19 protein-coding genes and 1 pseudogene are annotated in these 17250 nt (G+C 52.6%); 3 read left to right on the top strand and 17 right to left on the bottom strand.

Features of this window, described 5'->3' with window-relative positions:
• Positions 1-2: 2 nt before the first annotated feature.
• The 9 genes and pseudogenes from thcB4 to AC5JQH_RS19090 form a co-directional block, all read right to left on the bottom strand.
• Positions 3-1145 carry a Thoeris type III anti-phage system protein ThcB4 gene (gene thcB4, locus AC5JQH_RS19130; protein WP_493805872.1) on the bottom strand — a complete coding sequence of 381 codons (1143 nt, stop codon included), beginning with the start codon at positions 1143-1145 and terminating at the stop codon, positions 3-5.
• Between the two features lie 81 nt (positions 1146-1226).
• Positions 1227-2843, bottom strand: a complete 1617-nt coding sequence (locus tag AC5JQH_RS19125; protein WP_493805871.1) for a CBASS cGAMP-activated phospholipase — start codon at positions 2841-2843, stop codon at positions 1227-1229.
• A 244-nt stretch (positions 2844-3087) separates the two neighbouring features.
• A complete protein-coding gene (locus AC5JQH_RS19120) occupies positions 3088-4413 on the bottom strand; it encodes an IS1182 family transposase (RefSeq protein ID WP_493805870.1) in 1326 nt (441 codons plus the stop codon).
• 80 nt (positions 4414-4493) lie between these two features.
• Positions 4494-5093, bottom strand: a complete 600-nt coding sequence (locus AC5JQH_RS19115) for a TIR domain-containing protein (RefSeq protein WP_493805869.1) — start codon at positions 5091-5093, stop codon at positions 4494-4496.
• A gap of 223 nt (positions 5094-5316) precedes the next feature.
• Positions 5317-5802 (bottom strand): TIR domain-containing protein, encoded by a 486-nt coding sequence (locus AC5JQH_RS19110; RefSeq protein ID WP_473801209.1) that lies wholly within the window; start codon positions 5800-5802, stop codon positions 5317-5319.
• A gap of 11 nt (positions 5803-5813) precedes the next feature.
• The gene (locus AC5JQH_RS19105) at positions 5814-6341 is read right to left on the bottom strand and encodes a toll/interleukin-1 receptor domain-containing protein (RefSeq protein WP_493805868.1); all 528 of its coding nucleotides are present in this window, start codon (positions 6339-6341) and stop codon (positions 5814-5816) included.
• Between the two features lie 359 nt (positions 6342-6700).
• Positions 6701-7595, bottom strand: a pseudogene (locus AC5JQH_RS19100) (IS91 family transposase).
• The gene (locus AC5JQH_RS19095) at positions 7592-7780 is read right to left on the bottom strand and encodes a tyrosine-type recombinase/integrase (RefSeq protein WP_493805986.1); all 189 of its coding nucleotides are present in this window, start codon (positions 7778-7780) and stop codon (positions 7592-7594) included. Before AC5JQH_RS19095 ends, AC5JQH_RS19100 begins: the two are co-directional and overlap by 4 nt.
• Before the next feature lie 202 nt (positions 7781-7982).
• Complete coding sequence (locus tag AC5JQH_RS19090; protein ID WP_493805867.1) at positions 7983-8981, bottom strand: lipid A deacylase LpxR family protein; 999 nt, start codon at positions 8979-8981, stop codon at positions 7983-7985.
• A 698-nt stretch (positions 8982-9679) separates the two neighbouring features.
• On the opposite strand from AC5JQH_RS19090, the gene AC5JQH_RS19085 reads away from it, so the two are divergent.
• Entirely contained in the window at positions 9680-10243 is a 564-nt protein-coding gene (locus AC5JQH_RS19085; protein ID WP_493805985.1) for an SLAC1 family transporter, read from the top strand.
• 11 nt (positions 10244-10254) lie between these two features.
• Here the strand turns inward: AC5JQH_RS19085 and AC5JQH_RS19080 are convergent, their stop codons facing one another.
• A complete protein-coding gene (locus AC5JQH_RS19080) occupies positions 10255-10746 on the bottom strand; it encodes a cytochrome b/b6 domain-containing protein (protein WP_350035550.1) in 492 nt (163 codons plus the stop codon).
• Positions 10747-10853: 107 nt separating this feature from the next.
• Positions 10854-11477 carry a hypothetical protein gene (locus AC5JQH_RS19075; RefSeq protein WP_493805984.1) on the bottom strand — a complete coding sequence of 208 codons (624 nt, stop codon included), beginning with the start codon at positions 11475-11477 and terminating at the stop codon, positions 10854-10856.
• On the opposite strand from AC5JQH_RS19075, the gene AC5JQH_RS19070 reads away from it, so the two are divergent.
• A complete protein-coding gene (locus tag AC5JQH_RS19070; RefSeq protein ID WP_493805866.1) occupies positions 11451-11624 on the top strand; it encodes a hypothetical protein in 174 nt (57 codons plus the stop codon). The two genes, AC5JQH_RS19075 and AC5JQH_RS19070, sit on opposite strands and share 27 nt — an antisense overlap.
• A 59-nt stretch (positions 11625-11683) precedes the next feature.
• On the opposite strand, the gene AC5JQH_RS19065 is transcribed toward AC5JQH_RS19070, so the two are convergent.
• Positions 11684-12445: a porin gene (locus tag AC5JQH_RS19065; protein ID WP_493805865.1), complete on the bottom strand. Its 762-nt coding sequence runs from the start codon at positions 12443-12445 to the stop codon at positions 11684-11686.
• A gap of 28 nt (positions 12446-12473) precedes the next feature.
• On the opposite strand from AC5JQH_RS19065, the gene AC5JQH_RS19060 reads away from it, so the two are divergent.
• Positions 12474-13436 (top strand): IS30 family transposase, encoded by a 963-nt coding sequence (locus AC5JQH_RS19060; protein ID WP_493805864.1) that lies wholly within the window; start codon positions 12474-12476, stop codon positions 13434-13436.
• Here AC5JQH_RS19060 and AC5JQH_RS19055 read toward each other — a convergent pair.
• The 5 genes from AC5JQH_RS19055 to AC5JQH_RS19035 form a co-directional block, all read right to left on the bottom strand.
• Complete coding sequence (locus tag AC5JQH_RS19055; RefSeq protein WP_493805863.1) at positions 13431-13787, bottom strand: hypothetical protein; 357 nt, start codon at positions 13785-13787, stop codon at positions 13431-13433. The genes AC5JQH_RS19060 and AC5JQH_RS19055 overlap by 6 nt on opposite strands.
• A gap of 74 nt (positions 13788-13861) precedes the next feature.
• Positions 13862-14575 (bottom strand): ABC transporter ATP-binding protein, encoded by a 714-nt coding sequence (locus AC5JQH_RS19050; RefSeq protein ID WP_350035556.1) that lies wholly within the window; start codon positions 14573-14575, stop codon positions 13862-13864.
• Positions 14572-15336, bottom strand: a complete 765-nt coding sequence (locus AC5JQH_RS19045; RefSeq protein WP_493805862.1) for an ABC transporter ATP-binding protein — start codon at positions 15334-15336, stop codon at positions 14572-14574. Before AC5JQH_RS19045 ends, AC5JQH_RS19050 begins: the two co-directional genes overlap by 4 nt.
• Positions 15337-15338: 2 nt before the next feature.
• Entirely contained in the window at positions 15339-16295 is a 957-nt protein-coding gene (locus tag AC5JQH_RS19040; RefSeq protein ID WP_493805861.1) for a branched-chain amino acid ABC transporter permease, read from the bottom strand.
• Positions 16296-16308: 13 nt separating this feature from the next.
• The gene (locus AC5JQH_RS19035) at positions 16309-17172 is read right to left on the bottom strand and encodes a branched-chain amino acid ABC transporter permease (RefSeq protein ID WP_493805860.1); all 864 of its coding nucleotides are present in this window, start codon (positions 17170-17172) and stop codon (positions 16309-16311) included.
• Positions 17173-17250: the final 78 nt, after the last annotated feature.

The following is a 17250-nucleotide window of genomic DNA, read 5'->3' as shown; positions in this document are numbered from 1 at the left end:
TTCTATTCACTCCAGTCTGCAAATTGCCAGCCCACTTCACAGGCCTTAACCCAGCGCGTCGCCTGAATGTACTGGCCCAGCCAGTCCAGATGACTCAGCCACTGGGGATGTAGGCCTACATGATCATAGAGTATAGCTACGGATTCGTCAGGAGAGTTCATTGAAGCTTCGTGCATTGTCGTGGAGGTCGGCACACCTACCGTTGGGAAGACTACAATAATTCGGTCATCGGGAAGACGTACTCGAATCCCTCGGCCGATGCCCATACCAATCACTTCACCACCAATTGTATCAATGCCTATTCGCAGATTGCTCACCAAGTTAATGGTTCGCACCGCATGGCTCTTACTGCGAACGGCTTCAAGCTGAAGGCAGATCCGGTCAATCGCGTGGTCACCAATCCGCCCAGATGCGACATTTAGCTCGCTCGCATCAAGCTCAGCGTGGCTTGCGGTGGCCAAACGCTCAGAGCGCTGGGCTTCGGGCCAACCTACTCGAAGAACGCTGATGCCCTTGGCAAGCGCTCTTCCAAACTCGGCTGCTGTCCATCGGCTGTTGAAGTAGTCAGGCGTGTCGAGCATCAATAACACGTCAGAGTCGCAAAGCCGATGCCACAGCATGGTCTGAAAATCTTCCGCCGGCGCGATGCTGTGAGTATCCAGAAAAACGTCGAAATGCCTAGCAGAGAGCGCGTCGAACATCTGCAGCGCCGCCTGCCTAGCCTCGTCCTGCCGGTAACTGACAAAGACCCGGCGTTGCTTCGGAAGCAGGCCTGCGCATTCTAAGAGCGCATTAGCTACCCGTTTCGCCCCACCATTTGCGTATGACAAACAATTCAATGGTCGAAGGATTTCCGGGACTTCCGTCGCAACTCGACCTAGGTCAGACACGACAGGGACAACAGGCACACCGCTTCGCAGCAAGCTTGGTAGGCTGGGGTGATCAGCGCCGACTCCGCCGAAAAATACAATGGCAGCCGATCGTTGCTGATGAGGAGTGAAGACAGCTGGAACTACCTCCCAGCTAATCTCCTGGCCCAACCTCAAACCAAACATGGAAACAGCATCCGCTACGGCTGTTTCAAGCTCAGAAAGTTGCTCCGTCGAGGGAGCACCCAGAACAGCAAGTTGATAGATGAATGACATGACAGCCTCGCTATCTGGATCTATTAAACGCCTGTAAACAAGCGGACGCTTGGAGACTATTTCCCAAACATGCACACCTTCTCAGAATCTCTTCCACGGCACAGCATATTGACCGTCAAAGAATCTGGAACGTACCTCCGCAAAGTGATCTTTACCAGCCTCATTGCCACGGTGAACCATCTCCCGGATAGCCTCGGCGTCATCCATTTTGATTTCGTCAGGGGTCTGCTGGTTAACGCGCATGTGACGCGTCGGACCCAGGAAGCTCTCCGCTAGTGCCAGGGCTCCATGCTCTTGGGCGGCGAAAAAGAGATCCACGCTGTGAGGAGCCCAACCTGCCTTGCCCTTCCCAAGCTGGTCGGTGAAGTCTCTTTCGCTGCTGAGTGTACCAATACTCAGAACATCGATCCTGTCTAGAGGGATCTTAAGATAGCGAACCGCTTCCGCCAACGCCGGGAGGATGGGGTTATTGGCCCAGACTCCTCCATCCAGGAACCTCTCCAGCACGACAGGCCCATCGTAGGTAGCTTCATCAAAATAGGTAGGTGCAGCGGAGGAAGCCAGTGCAGCATCGACGGCTGAAATATCTCGGTAAGCGGTTCGATCTGGGCTATGCGGGGTGACGATCGCCTCTGCCTGACCTTGCTTCGCCCTCACAGTGGGAATCACTAGGCGGCAGCGGGAATCTGCTTCCAACGTTTTGTCCCCGTACACTTTTGTCAGCAGGCCCCGAAGTGTGGCTGAGTCATGCTTGGATTTGAGCCAGTGCCGCAGTTTCCGATCCTTCGGAAAAATCTGAGAACCCTTTTTCTCGTAAAACTCCAAGATTTCACGTGGCTTCAAGCCCATGGCGAGCCCAATAGCCAAGATCGCACCCGTGGAAGTGCCGGCAACTAGGTCGAAGTGAGAAACCAGGTCGTTCCCACCACCGGCTTTCAGCATGTCGTCCCACTTGGCCAAGACTGCTGCAGTGAAGGTGCCTCTGAGCCCTCCTCCATCTAACGCCAAGATGCGGAAGTTTCGGCCTCGCGAGACATTACGGCGAGTAAGCGGTAGGTTCTTCAGCTGGTCGACTATCAAGCCAACGACTTGATCAACCGATGTACTGTTGGCAATAGTCGCATTCGCCTCAAGAGATAGCCCGTTTCGCAGACGAGATAACAACGAAGGATCTTCTTTGAGATAACCTGCGATCGCACCGCCAAAGCCAGCGACGACAAAGCCAGGCTTTCCAAGTTCAAGCATTGTGTCCAGCTCATTGGGAACGCCTGCTTTTACTTTATTAACGTCCCACCACGCACCACCGACGCAGATGACGGCATCGGAACGATCAGCCATCCAATCACGCATTGGGATCAGGCCGTCTGCGGCCGGGCCATCGCTGTTATCTGCAGGCACAATCTCTACAGAAGCGAATGCTCTCTGCTCTTCAATTTCAGCAGTGTACAGGTCAGTTGAGTAGCTCTTCGCCCGCACTAGGGTAAGCGCCCCCTTGCCCCCCCCGGCCTGGATGAAATCCTCAGCAGCTTTGCGCAGTGGCTCAATGAACGAGGGATGGCTCCCATGGACAATAGAGCCCCCTTCACTGAATACTTTCGCTGCGAATTTCTGTACGAAATCAGTAATATCTGCTTGCAGTTCATTGTTCGATCCGGACAGGTGAACCCTGACTCCGGCTAGACGCTGCGTGGCTGCCATGTGTAATACCTAAATCATCTAAAATATGGAGTTCTGCCAGCTAATACTTCTAGGAGTCTGCGCGGCAGAAGTGTTTTGAGCAAGTGACCCCGCCGCGTCGAATCACAGTTCGGCCCGAGAACGTATCCACAATATCCAGCCGAATAGAGTCTCGATTCTCTCTATTCAGTCAGTCAAGACGGTTATCAGCGAATGCGTTATCGTAGTCCGATCACTCAGTACGCCCAAGGATCCCTCGGACCCTCTATTTCAGCCTCATCAGTGAACTCATCCGCCTGAGATTAAGCGACAGACAGACCAGATCCCATTCACCCTGCACGGCGTGAAGGCCCCGCAGACTGAACTGTCGGAAGCCCAGAACATGCTTGATCCAGCCGTTGACCGCCTCAACCAGATGTTTGCGCTGAGCGTAAACCGATCGCCCGGTTGCCGTGGCCAGCTTCCCGGCCATCCGGGCGCTGGCCGGATAACGGCTCGCGTCTATCTCTGAACTCTTCTTGCCCTCCCGGCGCAGCGAGACATAGCCGTCGATGCTTTTGTCTTCCAGGGTCTGTAGATCTTCTTCTTTACGGTAACCCGCGTCAGCCAGGCACTGATCCGGATAGGTTTCCAGAGTGTCTTTTGCCTGATCCAGCAGTGGTATCAGACAGCCATTGTCACTGGGATTATTGCCCAGGTGGTTGGCGACAATCAGCTGGAATTCACCATCCACGGCCAACTGGCCGTTGTAGCATTGCTGGAACCCGTCCGCCGTTTTCATAATCCGGCTTTGCGGATCGGTAAAATTGCTCTGCTCCTTGTCATCCGGCACCCCGTAATCCCGCTTGAAGTTCGGGCCCCCGCGAGGTGAGCGCCGATCATCGTCCGGGGACCGACCCCGGGCCTTGTCCCGCTCTTTCTGGTCTGCTTCCAATTTCTCTTTGGCGGCACGAATCTTGTCCAGCCGCGCCTGCCGGTACTGAAGCTCTTCAGGCAGTTCATCACCCCGGTTATCCGGGCCGAACTGTCGGTCTTCCGACTGGTCTGTCTGACGCGCCTGACGACAAAGTGCATCGATCTCTTTCGATAAACGATCGTCTTCCTCGCCCATGCGGCCATAGCTCATGGCCTTGTGCTTGCTGGCATTAGCCCGAACCTTGGTGCCATCAATCGCCAGTGTTCCCAGCGTGATCAGCTCCGCTTCCCGGGCAATCCGGACCACCTGAATAAACACGGCCTTGAAGGCAACCAAATGGTGTTTGCGGAAATCACAGATCGTGCGATGCCTGGGGAAGTTGCCTGCCGCCAGAACCCGGAAGGCCACGTCTTCTTCCAGCTTCCGGGCGATCTTGCGTGAAGAGAAAACGCCGGTGGCGTAGGCGTAGATCAGAACCTTCAGCATCATTCGTGGATCGAAGGGCGAGTTGCGTCGGCCGTTGCCTTCGTAGCGGGCATAAAACGCGCTTAAATCCAGCTCCTCGACGACATCACTGACAAAATAGGCCAGATGCCCCTCAGGCAGCCACTCGTTCAGGCTCGGGGGAAGAAGCAGTTCCTGGTCAGGCGAATACGGGCGGAAAGTGGTTCCCATCAGATTCTCCGGTGCTGAAGAATTTTTACGCATTATGCCAGAAGGTGTCTCCTGCCGCGCAGACTCCTAGGGTCGCGTTATCAACGACCGGCCAAGTTAGCCGCGGTTTCAATCCAGTCTGCGATGTTTTCCCCGCCATTTTGAGCCGCGAAGTCGTATCTGATGCAGTACTTGGATAGTTTAACAACCGTATTGCTGGTAGGTGCTTCAAACCACAGGTCAGAAGCAGGGATAGCTAAGGTGTAGTCCGAGTATTTCACCCACTTACCGTCCTTGAGCTCCGCGAAATAAATTTTGCCGTTGGACAGATAGACACCCACTTCAGCCAGTGGGTTTTTACCTTTCACTCCAAGCTCCTTCGCGTTATTTTTTACGCCATGGATATCGACCGTGAGAAGTCCATTGCCCTTCAACACGCTGCGCACGATCTCGTAACGCACCCATCGTCTAGAAGCTGTGTACTGGCCAGAAAGCACGCACGTCACTGAAGTTTTTTTGAGTCCATTTCGAAGAAAGGTCTTAAGTGCATCATCGCCTTCCTTCTTGGAGGCTTCAAAAACGCTGCCATCGAAGAATCCGACCGACTCTTGGTCGCCGTTTACGACCCAGCAATTCCTGACATTCCATGCTCGCCAGACGTCTTCTTGATAATGGAATGAAAAAAATGTTCTTCGTGCCATCCCTTACTCCAGTTCGTTGACAATCCCCCTCACTCCGTAGCGACTGCTGCTCACTTTGGAATATGTTTTCTCTACTCGTCGTGTAATGCGAGCCCGTCAGATACTGAGTGGTTTAGAAGACGTCAAACATACATCAAGTAATCCCCGAGAAATCACTAGAATGCCTGACTGTGTCAAATTAATGCCGCTTCTAAATTTAATTTAATAAATTCACAATATCATCTCAATTTGCCTTATGTCGAATGGCGTGATCAATCCAGCTTGAGATATTATTTGCTATATCTTCGTAAGCATTAGAAGAATTAGGGTCATAACAAGGTACAACGCCCGACATTGCTCTACCATCATTGAATTTGATTAAATCAAACGGATTTTTTCCCTTCCTGCAAGTCCCGGTTCTTGGGCACTTAAGGTTATGAATATGAATGCCTAACAGAGCTTTCCCGTCATTCCATGCTTTGATGATTTCATACTCTACCCATGGCCTTGAAGCAGTTTCGCTACCAATCAAAACAATAATACATCGTTTGTACTTCATGTTTTGATTTATCCAATTCTCAACTGCGCTCTTGCCAGTTCTCTTTAGTGTTTCCCATTCATTTGGAGTGGTAGGTGGATTACCCTCAATGCTACCAATATTACGTATTTGTTGAACTCTCATTACGTCATTGTCAAAATGAAAGCTATAAAAAACAGGAATTTTAGCCATTTAAGTTTCCTTTATAGATCTTTTACCCAAGTCCCAGAATTCGTTCCTGCATCAAACACAGCATAACCAGACTTTCCCGTCTGTTTATTGCTTCCTTCATCTATTTTCTTATACAATTGAAGATATTCGTTTCCATACCAAGTTCCGCAATCATCTTCTGTCGGAATAATTAATATCTTTTCGTATCCTTTGGCTGAATCTGCAAAACCAATTTCCCAAGGACACCAGCGTGACTGATTAGAATTGCCCGTTGCTAAAAACAAGAACCAGTCTGTAGTCCTTATTTTTGTCTTAATTCTGTTTGCAGTTTCTTTGTTGGGAGTGCTCGGCATTTCGCTATCTTCCCAGTCAATGTACAAGTCCCATCCATCTTCTTTCATTAGAACTTGAAGACCTTTAGCTAGCTCATGGTCTTTGTGGCTGTGGCATAAAAAAGCCGTTTTCTGATTTTTAGCTAAAGCTTCATTGAGCGATTTAGCTACAAAAACTCTTCCCGAGCGATTAGATGCTGATCGTAAGTCCCTTATCTTAATGGCCATTCCTACTCCTGTGATTCATAGTGCTCGGGCACCTAACACCTAAGCATTTAAAGGTCGGGCGCAGCATGACCTTTAAATGTCTGTTGAACTAAACCGCCACTGCCGCATAGTGAGCAGTGCATAAGGATAAAGTAATTTGGGCGCGGGGCCAGAAAGGTGAATCTGTTAACAGATGCGCATTGATGCTAGCGGGTTTTGGCCTCTTTAGATCCTTCACGGGGCAGTTCCTTGTTGTGATTTAGTTGTGATTTAGTTCAGATTACCTCCCAACTACCTGTTTTTCCAGTCTTCAGCCGCATAGGCGTTCAGCTCACAAGGAACTGTTGATTTCGATACGCCGAATCAACAGGGCCGGGAAGCTAGCCCGTCGGCACAACCGTTGTTCTGAACCGTGGTACCTGGCGAACCATGCGCACCAGACCATCATCACAGCGTAGGCATGGCCGACAATGTTGGGGCGACTGCGCGAGGCAATGCCGGATCACACCCAGTTTGCGTCGTCGGGTGCGGTTGCTCAGATAGCCAAAATGACGAATGCGCATAAAGTCCTTGGGTAGAATATGCATCAGGAACCGCCGCACGAACTCCCGTCCCTCCAGCCACCTAATCAACCTCACCGCTATGGATAATCCGGCGCAGGTCATCGGCGTTCGCAGAGGTGCTCAGCAATGACACCATTCGCCCGCCAAAACGCCGGGATAAGGCCCGCACTGGAAATAGGTAATCGTTTTTGGTTTTGTGCCAGTCACCGGTGTCGGTCAACACTCCGCCGGGAACTAGGCAGTGCACGTGAACATGACGGCTCAGGTTCTGCCCCCAAGTGTGCATCACCGCCGTCATGCCCAGCTCACCACTCAAGTATCGTGTGTTACGTCCGAACTGACTGAGCGTATCCCACGCCGCTGCAAACAAGCAGCGATAGATCACCTCGGGATGGATCTGACCACCCCAGCCGTTCAAGGTATGGGGCAGCGTAAACACTAGGTGGAAGTACGGCACCGGCAACAGCAGGGACCGCTGACGGGCGCTCCATTGTTCCGTCGCACGTCCCTGGCATTGCGGGCAATGCCGATCCCGACACCCGAAATAACAGATAGAACGGGCCTGGCAATGATCACAACGCATCTCCATACCGCCCATGCGGTCGGTTCGGCAAGCCGTTAACCGGGCACAGACCTTGCGACGATGACTGTCCAGTGTTTGATCCGGGAGGAAACGTTGCAGAATACTCTGGACACTCAGTGTGGCTGTCATCCTACACCGCGGAGACCCGCGATCAGGTCCGCAGGCCCATGGTTCTGAGGCGTTACGCCTGGCAGCCAGTGTAAGTAGCGTTGGGTATTACGCAGATCGCTGCGGCCCAAGAGCCGCTGCAACTCATGAAGGGGAACGCCCTGTTCTAACTGGTGGGTGGCGTAGGCATGGCGTAAGGCATGAATGCCTCCTCACTTCTGAATGCCGCTGACGCTCTTGGCCTGGTGGTACACTTTTTGGGGTGTGGTGATATGAAGGTGCTGGTCCCGCAACAAATTACTGGAAAATAACCAGGGCATGGGTCGGGCAATGCGAATGTTCGCTTTTGTTTAAACAGCGGGAACAAGCGCCACCACATCCCGTAAGCAACGGGCAAAACCAACCTTTCTACAATTCCCAAGAAACTGACAGCGTCCCAAAGCTGAAGTTGTCTTTATGACGCTCGTCTTCACTGGTTGAGCCACGCAGTGTGACCGAGGCCAGCAGGTGATCCCACTGCCAGGTAGCGCCCAGACCAAGCTGACCAATCAACGGCCCCTCGTCAAAACGATAAGCCCCGGCATTGTCATCGATGTAGGAATAGCCTACATACTCCAGCCCCAGCCCCACATATACTGACCAGCTACTGCCTGAATCCTTGAACGAGCCCGGCAAAGCGATGGTTGAGGATGTACCAGCGTAGTCCGGCACAAAATTTATAGGAAGGTGTCTGCCAAGCTGCCAGACCAACCCGGTTTTAGCGGAGGTCCGAAAACTCGACAGTAGTCCGGATCCAACCACCGACACACGCTGTTCAATGTTGCCGCCCTGCCCGAGTTGCAGGAGTTTTCGGCCATGCGCAGCCTGTATGCCACCCACCACATCGGTTCCAAGCTGATTCCCCCACCCTTGCGGCTTGTCGCTTCCCGTGGCTTTGTGCACCCATTTCTGAACCGACTCGGCACCGCTTTCGGGCCCAATAACACCAATGTGAGCACCAAAGCCGGTAATCGTATCGGCGTTCCAGCTCCATAGTGTGCCGCTGAGCGACAGGTGGCCGGCATAGGGAATGTCGTCGAACTGCGGATCTTCAACCGTAATATCTTCAGGTGTGACCATGAATTGCCGCAAACTCAGGCTTACCGCCTGCTTTGAATCGACAGTTCCAATACCTGGCAGAAAGCGCAGCTCATCACGCAGAACCCGGGCAAATCTTGCCGACTTTCCATCGTTCTCGTCAGCGGTGTCTGTCAGATACGAAAAGCGTACCCCGTTTGTATAGCCGCGATCGGTTCCGGTAAGCAGGTCGTTATCCCAGGACAGGTTCACGACTTCTGCCTTCAGGCTGGTTGGGAAAACACTAATAACGAAAAACAGCAGGAAGGCACATTCGCAGCGACGGCTCAAATCCAGTCTCTCCGGTTGATACTATGAGTTAACGAGCATGGCCTACTGTCGAGTCATACCTGTTACAACGGCCACTCAATCCAGATGTGCAGACTAAGTCGCTTTCCCTCGCTTTTCTAGCTCCCTCCCATCGACGCGGTCAGCTCTTCCGGATTAACGTGCCGCCGGACGAGATAGAACACCCGATACTTGGAAAAGTTCAGCTGTAGTCAATCGACCTGACAGATACTGGCTCTTTAGCTATTGGTAGTCTGAACTCTACACTCTACTCTAATCGCCCCGAGTGTCAGCTATGTGGTTGCCGAATCCCCCCGTTACTCTTGATAACCTCTGATGCGGCCAACCCTTGACTATTAACGAGTGCCGATGGGTGATACTCTCTCGCAAAATATAGCTTTCTACAGGCGGACTTTCGGACTACCCCGCTCGACTACTGTCCAATTTCAGACAGTTAAAACCAGACATTTTTTCTGAGCTTGAAGTTCGCATAGTAAACTGTAAAGCTAGAAATTAAGCAGCTGGAGCAGCGGTCATTCTGTCCAGGTAGAGCCATCGCCAACCTGACAAATGTGTGCCCAAACCTGGGATAAAACGTGTAACTAGCGGTGTTAAAAGAACTTTTTTGAATTTCCGCCCAGCCTGCAAGTAACTGACGAACAACGATTTAGACCCACCGACCTCACTCCAAACCGACCCCAATCGGCGCCCTCCGGAGGCGGAGGTCAGAGGTTCGAATCCTCTCCATCGTAGGTAACATACTCGTACCCATTGCAGGCGTGCAGCATGCATCTGTGGAAATCTCGTGGTTCTTCTTCAGCATTGGCCTGGTTTTCTGGTTGGTTTTGTTAACCATCATTTTCTACCGGATGTTTTTCCATCAGCCGCTTCCGGCTAAACTCCTGCCCACTTTGTTCATTTTGATCGCCCCGCCTGCCGTGGGTTTCATTTCCTGGTTCCAGCTGGTTGGCGAAGTGAACGCATTTGGACGGGTGCTTTACTACGATGCGATCTTTCTGACCCTGATGCTGATGACCCAAGCCTCCAGGTTCCTCCGACTAGAATTCTTTCTTTCCTGGTGGGCGTACTCGTTCCCAATGGCAGCCATGACGATCGCCACTTTCGTAATGTACGAGGAGCTTCAACTCGTGTTCTTCAAAGGGCTTGGTGTTTTACTTCTTGGCCTGCTTACGTTGCTTATCGCAGTTCTTATCGGCAAGACCGCCCTGGCGGTTCAGCGCCGGGCGATTTGCATCGAAGATTAGCGAATGCCTCTTCAATGGTGCTCCTCGAGGTCCTCGTAGCCGGTAATCATGGGTTTGATCAGGCTAGTGAGCCTGGGGCCCATGGTTGCCATGTACACATGGGCAATGATGAAGACCAGCATGGCAAAGGCCGCTGCGGTATGAACCAGTGCCACCGTTTCCAGTTCCAGGGCATTGGATAGCGTTGCGGGCCAGTCGTTGTAGAAAAGATAGAGCAGGCCACTGAGCCAGATGACCGGTGTAATCATCAGCTTGAAAAACAGATAGGCCAAACGCTGGAGCGGATTGTGTTTGGCCCGGGTGGTTTTCCGGTACGGATGCGGCTCACCAGTAAAAGTCCCGATCAGGTAGTAGCGTATCACCGCGAACAGTTTGTTCCGGGTTGGAATGTATTGCCGCCATTCACCCGTGGTGACATGCCAGAAAATGGCGAACAGCCACAGGATGATCAATGACCAGGCGGCCAGGGTATGCAGCCGCGCCGCCTCGCTGAAACCAATCACGGAATAGCTACCGTGAATCTCGAATCAGGTAAACAGCAGCGTGAAGATCAGCAGGGCCTGGAATCAGTGCCAGAACCGTTCGAAACGCTTGTAGATCATTACCCGGCTCATGGCTGTTTCCTCCCCTTCAGAAGAATTCTTGCCAGACCATGCAGCACAACGCCGATCAAGGTCAGGGCTACCAACAACCAGCTAATACGATCCAGCCAGATGTTGCCGCTGTACCCTGGCATATAGATGCGGGGAAGACCTGCTAGACGGCTGTTTTCAGCATGGCAGGAAGCGCAATCCAGGGCCATTTCAGACGGTGGCACCATGTGGGTTATGGGCCAGTGCATGGTGGTTTCGATAAAGTCGTAGCTGCCGCTGAAGGGCATTCCGGACATCTCGCTGCCGGCCTTGAGCGCCCTGGGCCAGCTGAAAATGCTCCACAAAGAACTGTCATCGGCACCAAACACGTGGGTGGCCAGCAGGGTTTTCCGTTCGGTGTCGTAAGGCTGCTTGCCCTGCATGACTTTGAACGGCCAGATGCGGGAGCCCGGATCCTCCGGACTGCCCTCAATGCGGTTGATTTCAACCGGAGGATGAGCCACGTCGAGTTCTTCATCCACCAGGGTGTATTTCACCGTGCCGTCAAACCAGGCGTAGGTTGGCACGACATTTTCGCCGTGGCGGAAGTCCCCTTTCTCGCTCAGATAGCTGGGATGACCATGCTCGTCGTATTCTGTGATTGGCTGACCGTCATCATCCAGCCGGCCGGCAGTGGACCAGTCCCGGCCAGCACCACCACCTGTACCGGAACAGCGCCCGTCAAGGCGCTACGCGCCATGCCTGGCGCACAAATACAAAACGCCCGACGCGATGCACCGGGCGTTTAGATAGAAATAAGTGTAAACCTCTTTCAGGACTAGACAGAATATAGCTCAATTCACCACGTTTAAAATGCGTACTTAGCCATCACTTCGACCTGCTGCCCTTCTGGAGCTAGCGGCCCAAAAGCCAAGTTATACTTACGCCACTCAACCCCAACCTCCAACTCTGGTAAAATGTTATGAATTAGGTTCATCCGCGAACTCTCGTAATTGGTCTCTGCCTGATCGTCTACCTCCACCATAGTATAAGATACATTGGCTCGCCACTGGTTGTTGAAGACATAACGAAAGCCGGCATTTAGGCCAGTTTGGCTCACGGCTTCACCATTTTCCAATTCGTCCGAAAGAGATCCGTTCACACCGACACCAGTAAACGCACCCAGACCTTCTCCATAGTGGGCATTTAGGTTGAGGCTGTGAACGCCCAGCATAACTTTGGTACCGATTGCACCACCGGCGACGAAGTCTCCATTGTCCACATCTCGGCCACTTGCGGTCAGGATGACCCTGTGACCGCCATCCAGGTTCAGATCGTAATTGATAGCGAGATCAGGAGTATCGGCGTCAGCGTAAACCGGATCTTGGGCAGTTACTCGAAGCCCCTGAAACTGGTAGCTGGCTAGAGTGGTGCGGAAGTTATTACCCGCTAGTGTACCACGCGGACCTCCGAAAAAATCTAAATAATCTGTAAAGGCCACGGCCCAAAACTGGCCGGTCCAAGTCTGACCAATAGTCGTATTGTCTATTTTAATCGTGAATTCAGATAATAACTGCAGCACTTTGGTGTAACCAGGTAGAGATGGGAGGGCCGTTGCCGGTACCCTCACGGACTTTACCGACCAAAGTGAAGCAGTGATGAAGTACCGACAACTGACCCAGACACAACGATATCAGATTTCGGCCTTGCGTGTGGCCGGCAAAAGCCAACGACAGATCGCCGGAATAATCGGTTGCCACAGCAGCACCGTTAGCCGTGAGTTAAGGCGAAACAGCACCTCGGGCTATGACCCCGAGCACGCGCAGCAACAGTCGAACGCCAGGCGCAGCCGAGCCTTTAAATGGCACAAAAGATTGCAGTGGCTGACAGAGTGGGTCAGCACACGATTAAAGCAACACTGGAGCCCTGAACAGATCGCCGGCTTCATGAATCGCATGAAGACGCCGGTTCGTGTCAGTCACCAGTGGATCTATGATCTGATCCATCGTGACCGGCTCAGCGGCGGCAATCTCTGGCGCTATTGCCGGCACAGAAACAGCCGCGGTCGTAGGCGCAATGCCAAGGATGCAGGCTTAGGCAAAATACCCAATCGCACGGGCATTGAACATCGCCCGGAAGAAGTTGAAAGCCGCGGCGCGCTGGGGCACTGGGAAGGCGACACAGTTCTTCAGGGCCACAAGCAATCTGGTGTAGTAACTCTGGTTGAGCGTCGGAGTGGCTACTTGCTTGCAGGTCGTCTACCCGAGATCACGGCCAAACAGACAGCGCGAACCGTGATTCGTCTTCTGCAGCCGATTCGGGGCGCGGCTCAAACTTTGACCTTGGATAACGGCAGTGAGTTTTCAGAGCATGAACACATGGCCAAAGCGCTGAACTTGGACGCCTATTTTTGTGATCCGTATTGCTCGGGTCAGCGAGGCACCAATGAGAACACGAATGGTTTGCTACGCCAGTACTACCCGAAAGGGACGAACTTCGCCAAGCTGTCCCAAACTCAAATCAATCGAGTGGTTGAGCAGCTGAATAACCGACCCAGGAAACGGCTGGGTTACCGGACACCGGCAGAGGTGTTCTGGGGTGAATATTCCGGGGCACTATAAATGAGCGGTGCTGCGGTTATTGGTTGAATCCACGATAAAAGCGTGTCGCAGACGCCAGTCATTATTCTCGCCCGGGTATACGCCACCGTAAAAGTCCCCTTCTATGAAGCCTACCAGTGTGTGCCCCTGTTTTTGGGTGACCGTTTTAAGGTTGAAACGGCTTTGGTTCGCGCGGCCAAAAATTCGGCTGTCCCCATTTTCGGGATTTTCGAAGATGCCCTCAGCCTTGAGAAACCCTCCTATACTGAAAGATGTATCGTTGAAGTTACCAAGATCAATCGCATGCGTTACGGGCGCGATGCCAAAACAGAATGCGGCTACCAACATGATTAGAGACTTGCGACATTTCATTATTTTACTTCCTCTTTTTGTTTTACCAATGTACACCAAGAACATTCATCCATATTTATTATCTGATTCCTGAACTATACGCTTAGCGCGCTTTCAACCCTTTCCAAGTTCCGGTCAATTTCCTCTGAGCTTCCGTCAAAGTGCACCTTGCCTTTGACCAACACCACGTGCCGGTCACACAATTTCTTGAGAGCCTTGATGTTCTTGTCCACCACTAGGGTGGAAATACCGGACTCCCGGATAGTGGCAATCACGTTCCAGATGTCCTGGCGAATCAGGGGTGCCAGACCTTCGGTGGCCTCGTCCAGGATCATCAGGCGCGGGTTGGTGACCAAGGCACGGCCGATGGCCAGCATTTGCTGCTCGCCACCGGACAGTTCTGTGCCCATGTTGGACAGCCGTTCCTGCAGTCGCGGGAAGGTTTCCATTACACGGTCGTAGTCCCAGCCGATCTGGCCGTCGCTGCCCGGGCGGGCGGCCATCTGCAGGTGCTCCTTCACGGTCAGGTTATGGAACATCCCCCGACCCTCGGGTACATAGGCTATGTCTCGGCGCATGCGCTTCCAGGTAGGTAACCTGCCGATGTCCTCGCCGTCAAAATACACGTGGCCGCTGCGAGGCGGAACGATGCCGAGAATGGACTTCAAGGTGGTGGTCTTGCCCATACCGTTACGGCCCATCAGGCTCATGGACTGCCCCTTTTCGAGCCGGAAGGACAGGTCGTGCAGGATGTGGCTGCGTCCGTACAGGGTGTTGATGTTTTTGAGTGCCAGTAGTGCCGTGCTCATGCCGCTTGCTCCTCGTCCACGCCCAGATAGGCCTCTTTCACTCGTGGGTCGGCCCGTACCTCATCCACTGTGCCCGTAATCAGGTGGCTGCCGTTATCCAGTACCGTGAGTTGGTCCGACAGCTCGAAAATGGCATCCATGTCGTGCTCCACCAGTACGATGCAGTAGGTTTTCTTTAGCTCCTTGAGCAACTTGATGATGCGCTGGGACTCCTCGTGACCCATGCCGGCCATGGGTTCGTCCAGCAACAGGATGCAGGGGCTGGTGGCCAGCACCATGGCGATTTCCAGCTGCCGCTGCTCGCCGTATGAAATCTCGCCCCCAAGGGTGTAGGTCCGGTCCTCGAGGCCTACCTGCGCGAGGGCCTGTTCAGCAGCCTTGCGCACTAGCTTGTTGCTATGGCGGGACGCGATCAGGTTGAAGTTGCCACCAAAACGACGCTGGGCCGAGATCGCGCAGTTCTCCAGGCAGGTCACTTCTGGATAGATGTTGGTCTTCTGAAAGCTGCGGCCAATGCCGCGCCGGACAAACCTCCAGGGCTTAAGAGTGTCGATCCGCTGGCCCTTGTGGAAGATACAGCCGGAGGTGGGCTTAAGGGTGCCGCAGAGCATATTCAGCAGCGTGCTTTTGCCAGCGCCGTTGGGGCCCACCACGCCGTGCAGCTGCCGGTCCCGGAACTGCAGGCTGATGTCGTTGAGGGCCTTGATGCCGCCCCAGTACTTGCTCAGGGCTTCTGTTTCCAGAACGATGTCATTAACCATGGTTATTTCTCCAGAAGCTTTTCCAGGTAGCCGGCAATACCTTTGCGCAGCAGGATGACCATCAGGATGATGGCCGAGCCCATGAATAGCAGCCATTCCTCGGTCAGGTGCTCAAAGAAGTACTGCAGGCCCTCATAGGTGAAGGTGCCAAGGATGGCGCCATAGATGGTGCCCAGTCCGCCGAGGATGGACATGACCAGCGCTGTGCCGGACATTTCCCAGGCCAGGAAGGACGGATTCACGAAGCCATATTGCAGGGCGAACAGGAAGCCGGCATAGGCGCCCAGAGTGCTTCCGATCACATAGCAGGTAAGGCGGAAAGCAAAGATATTGTAGCCCAGGGCCTCGGTACGATCCGGGTTCTGCTTGGTGGCCTCGACAATGCGGCCAAAGCGGGAGCGCAGCACCACCTTGAAGAACACCAGGGTGTTGAACAGGGAGAACAGCGCCAGATAGTAAAAGTGCTGCGGGTCATCCAGATTCAGGAAGCTCAAGCCGAAGATACTCGTCTCAGGCGTCATGTAAATATAGAGACCATCGTCGCCGCCATATTTGAGCGAATCAAAGAAATAGTAGAACGCCATCTGGGAGATCGCGAGAGTGATCATGATGAAGTAAATGCCGGTAGTACGGAGTATCACCACACCTATCACCAATGCGATCAGGGCCGAAATAATGCATATATAGAAAGTGTAGACCCAAAAGTTTACGACTTCGTATTCCGGCGACAAAATCACGAAAAGGTACCCTCCGAGACCGTAAAAAAGCGCGTGTCCCAAGGTGATCAAGCCAACGCGCCCAACCAGAAAATCTAGGGACATAACAAAAATGGACATGATGATGATGGTCGATACTTTACCAACAAAAAAAGAATTGGCGTCCAAAAACAGTGGCACAAATAGAGCCAATATAAAAAATATCGGAACGATGATACGCTCGGTTCGTTTTTCGAAAATCATGATCGGCTCCCGCTTACTTGGCGAACAGGCCCTGAGGCTTAATTAACAACACCAGGATCATAAAAATATAGATAATCATATTTGCCATGCTGGGCATGAGTATCGAGAAGAAGGTGCTTATCAGTCCCACTAATAGGGCAGCAATAAAAGCTCCTTTAATTGAACCCATTCCGCCAATCACTACGACCACAAAACAGGTAATCAGAACGCTCTCGCCCATACCAGGCACAATAGAGCTGATGGGTGAGGCGATTATGCCGGCGATAGCGGCGAGCATGACTCCAAATGCAAACACAATGGTGTAGAGACTTTTGATGTTAACGCCTAAAGCTTCTACCATCTCGCGATTTGATTTTCCGGCGCGGATCATCATGCCTAAACGGGTACGCCCGATCACAAAATAAAGGAGCCCGGCAATACCGACGCAGATTACTGCTACAAAAATGCGGTAAACAGCATAGGTGGAGTTATTCGTTAAGGGAATGCCACCGTCCAGGGCATCAGGCACCGGAACACCGTAAGGATCGTTACCGAACAGGATACTTTGAAGTGAATTGAAAACCAAAATCATCCCAATAGTGACCAGTACTTGGTCAAGATGGTTACGATTATAAAATCGCTGTATCAGAACACGTTCGATAAGGATGCCAAGAGAAAGGGCAATGGTAGCCGAAAGCGCCGCCGAAACGGTGAAACTGCCGGTAACCGTCACGAAGTACCACATCAAGTAGGCACCCACCATATACATTGAACCATGGGCTAAATTAAGGATTCCCATGACGCCAAGTACCAGTGTCAGCCCCGAGGCAATCAGAAACAGTAACAAGCCATACTGGATGCCGTTAAGAACTTGTACAATAATGAGTTCTGCTGTCATAAAATACCCCAATGACACTTCACCACAATAAAGAATGAAAAGGCTAAGAAGCCCCCCCTGGCCGCCTGCGAATAGCAC

The organism is Marinobacter sp. H13 (assembly GCF_059072335.1).
This window is presented reverse-complemented; position numbering and strand designations above follow the sequence as displayed.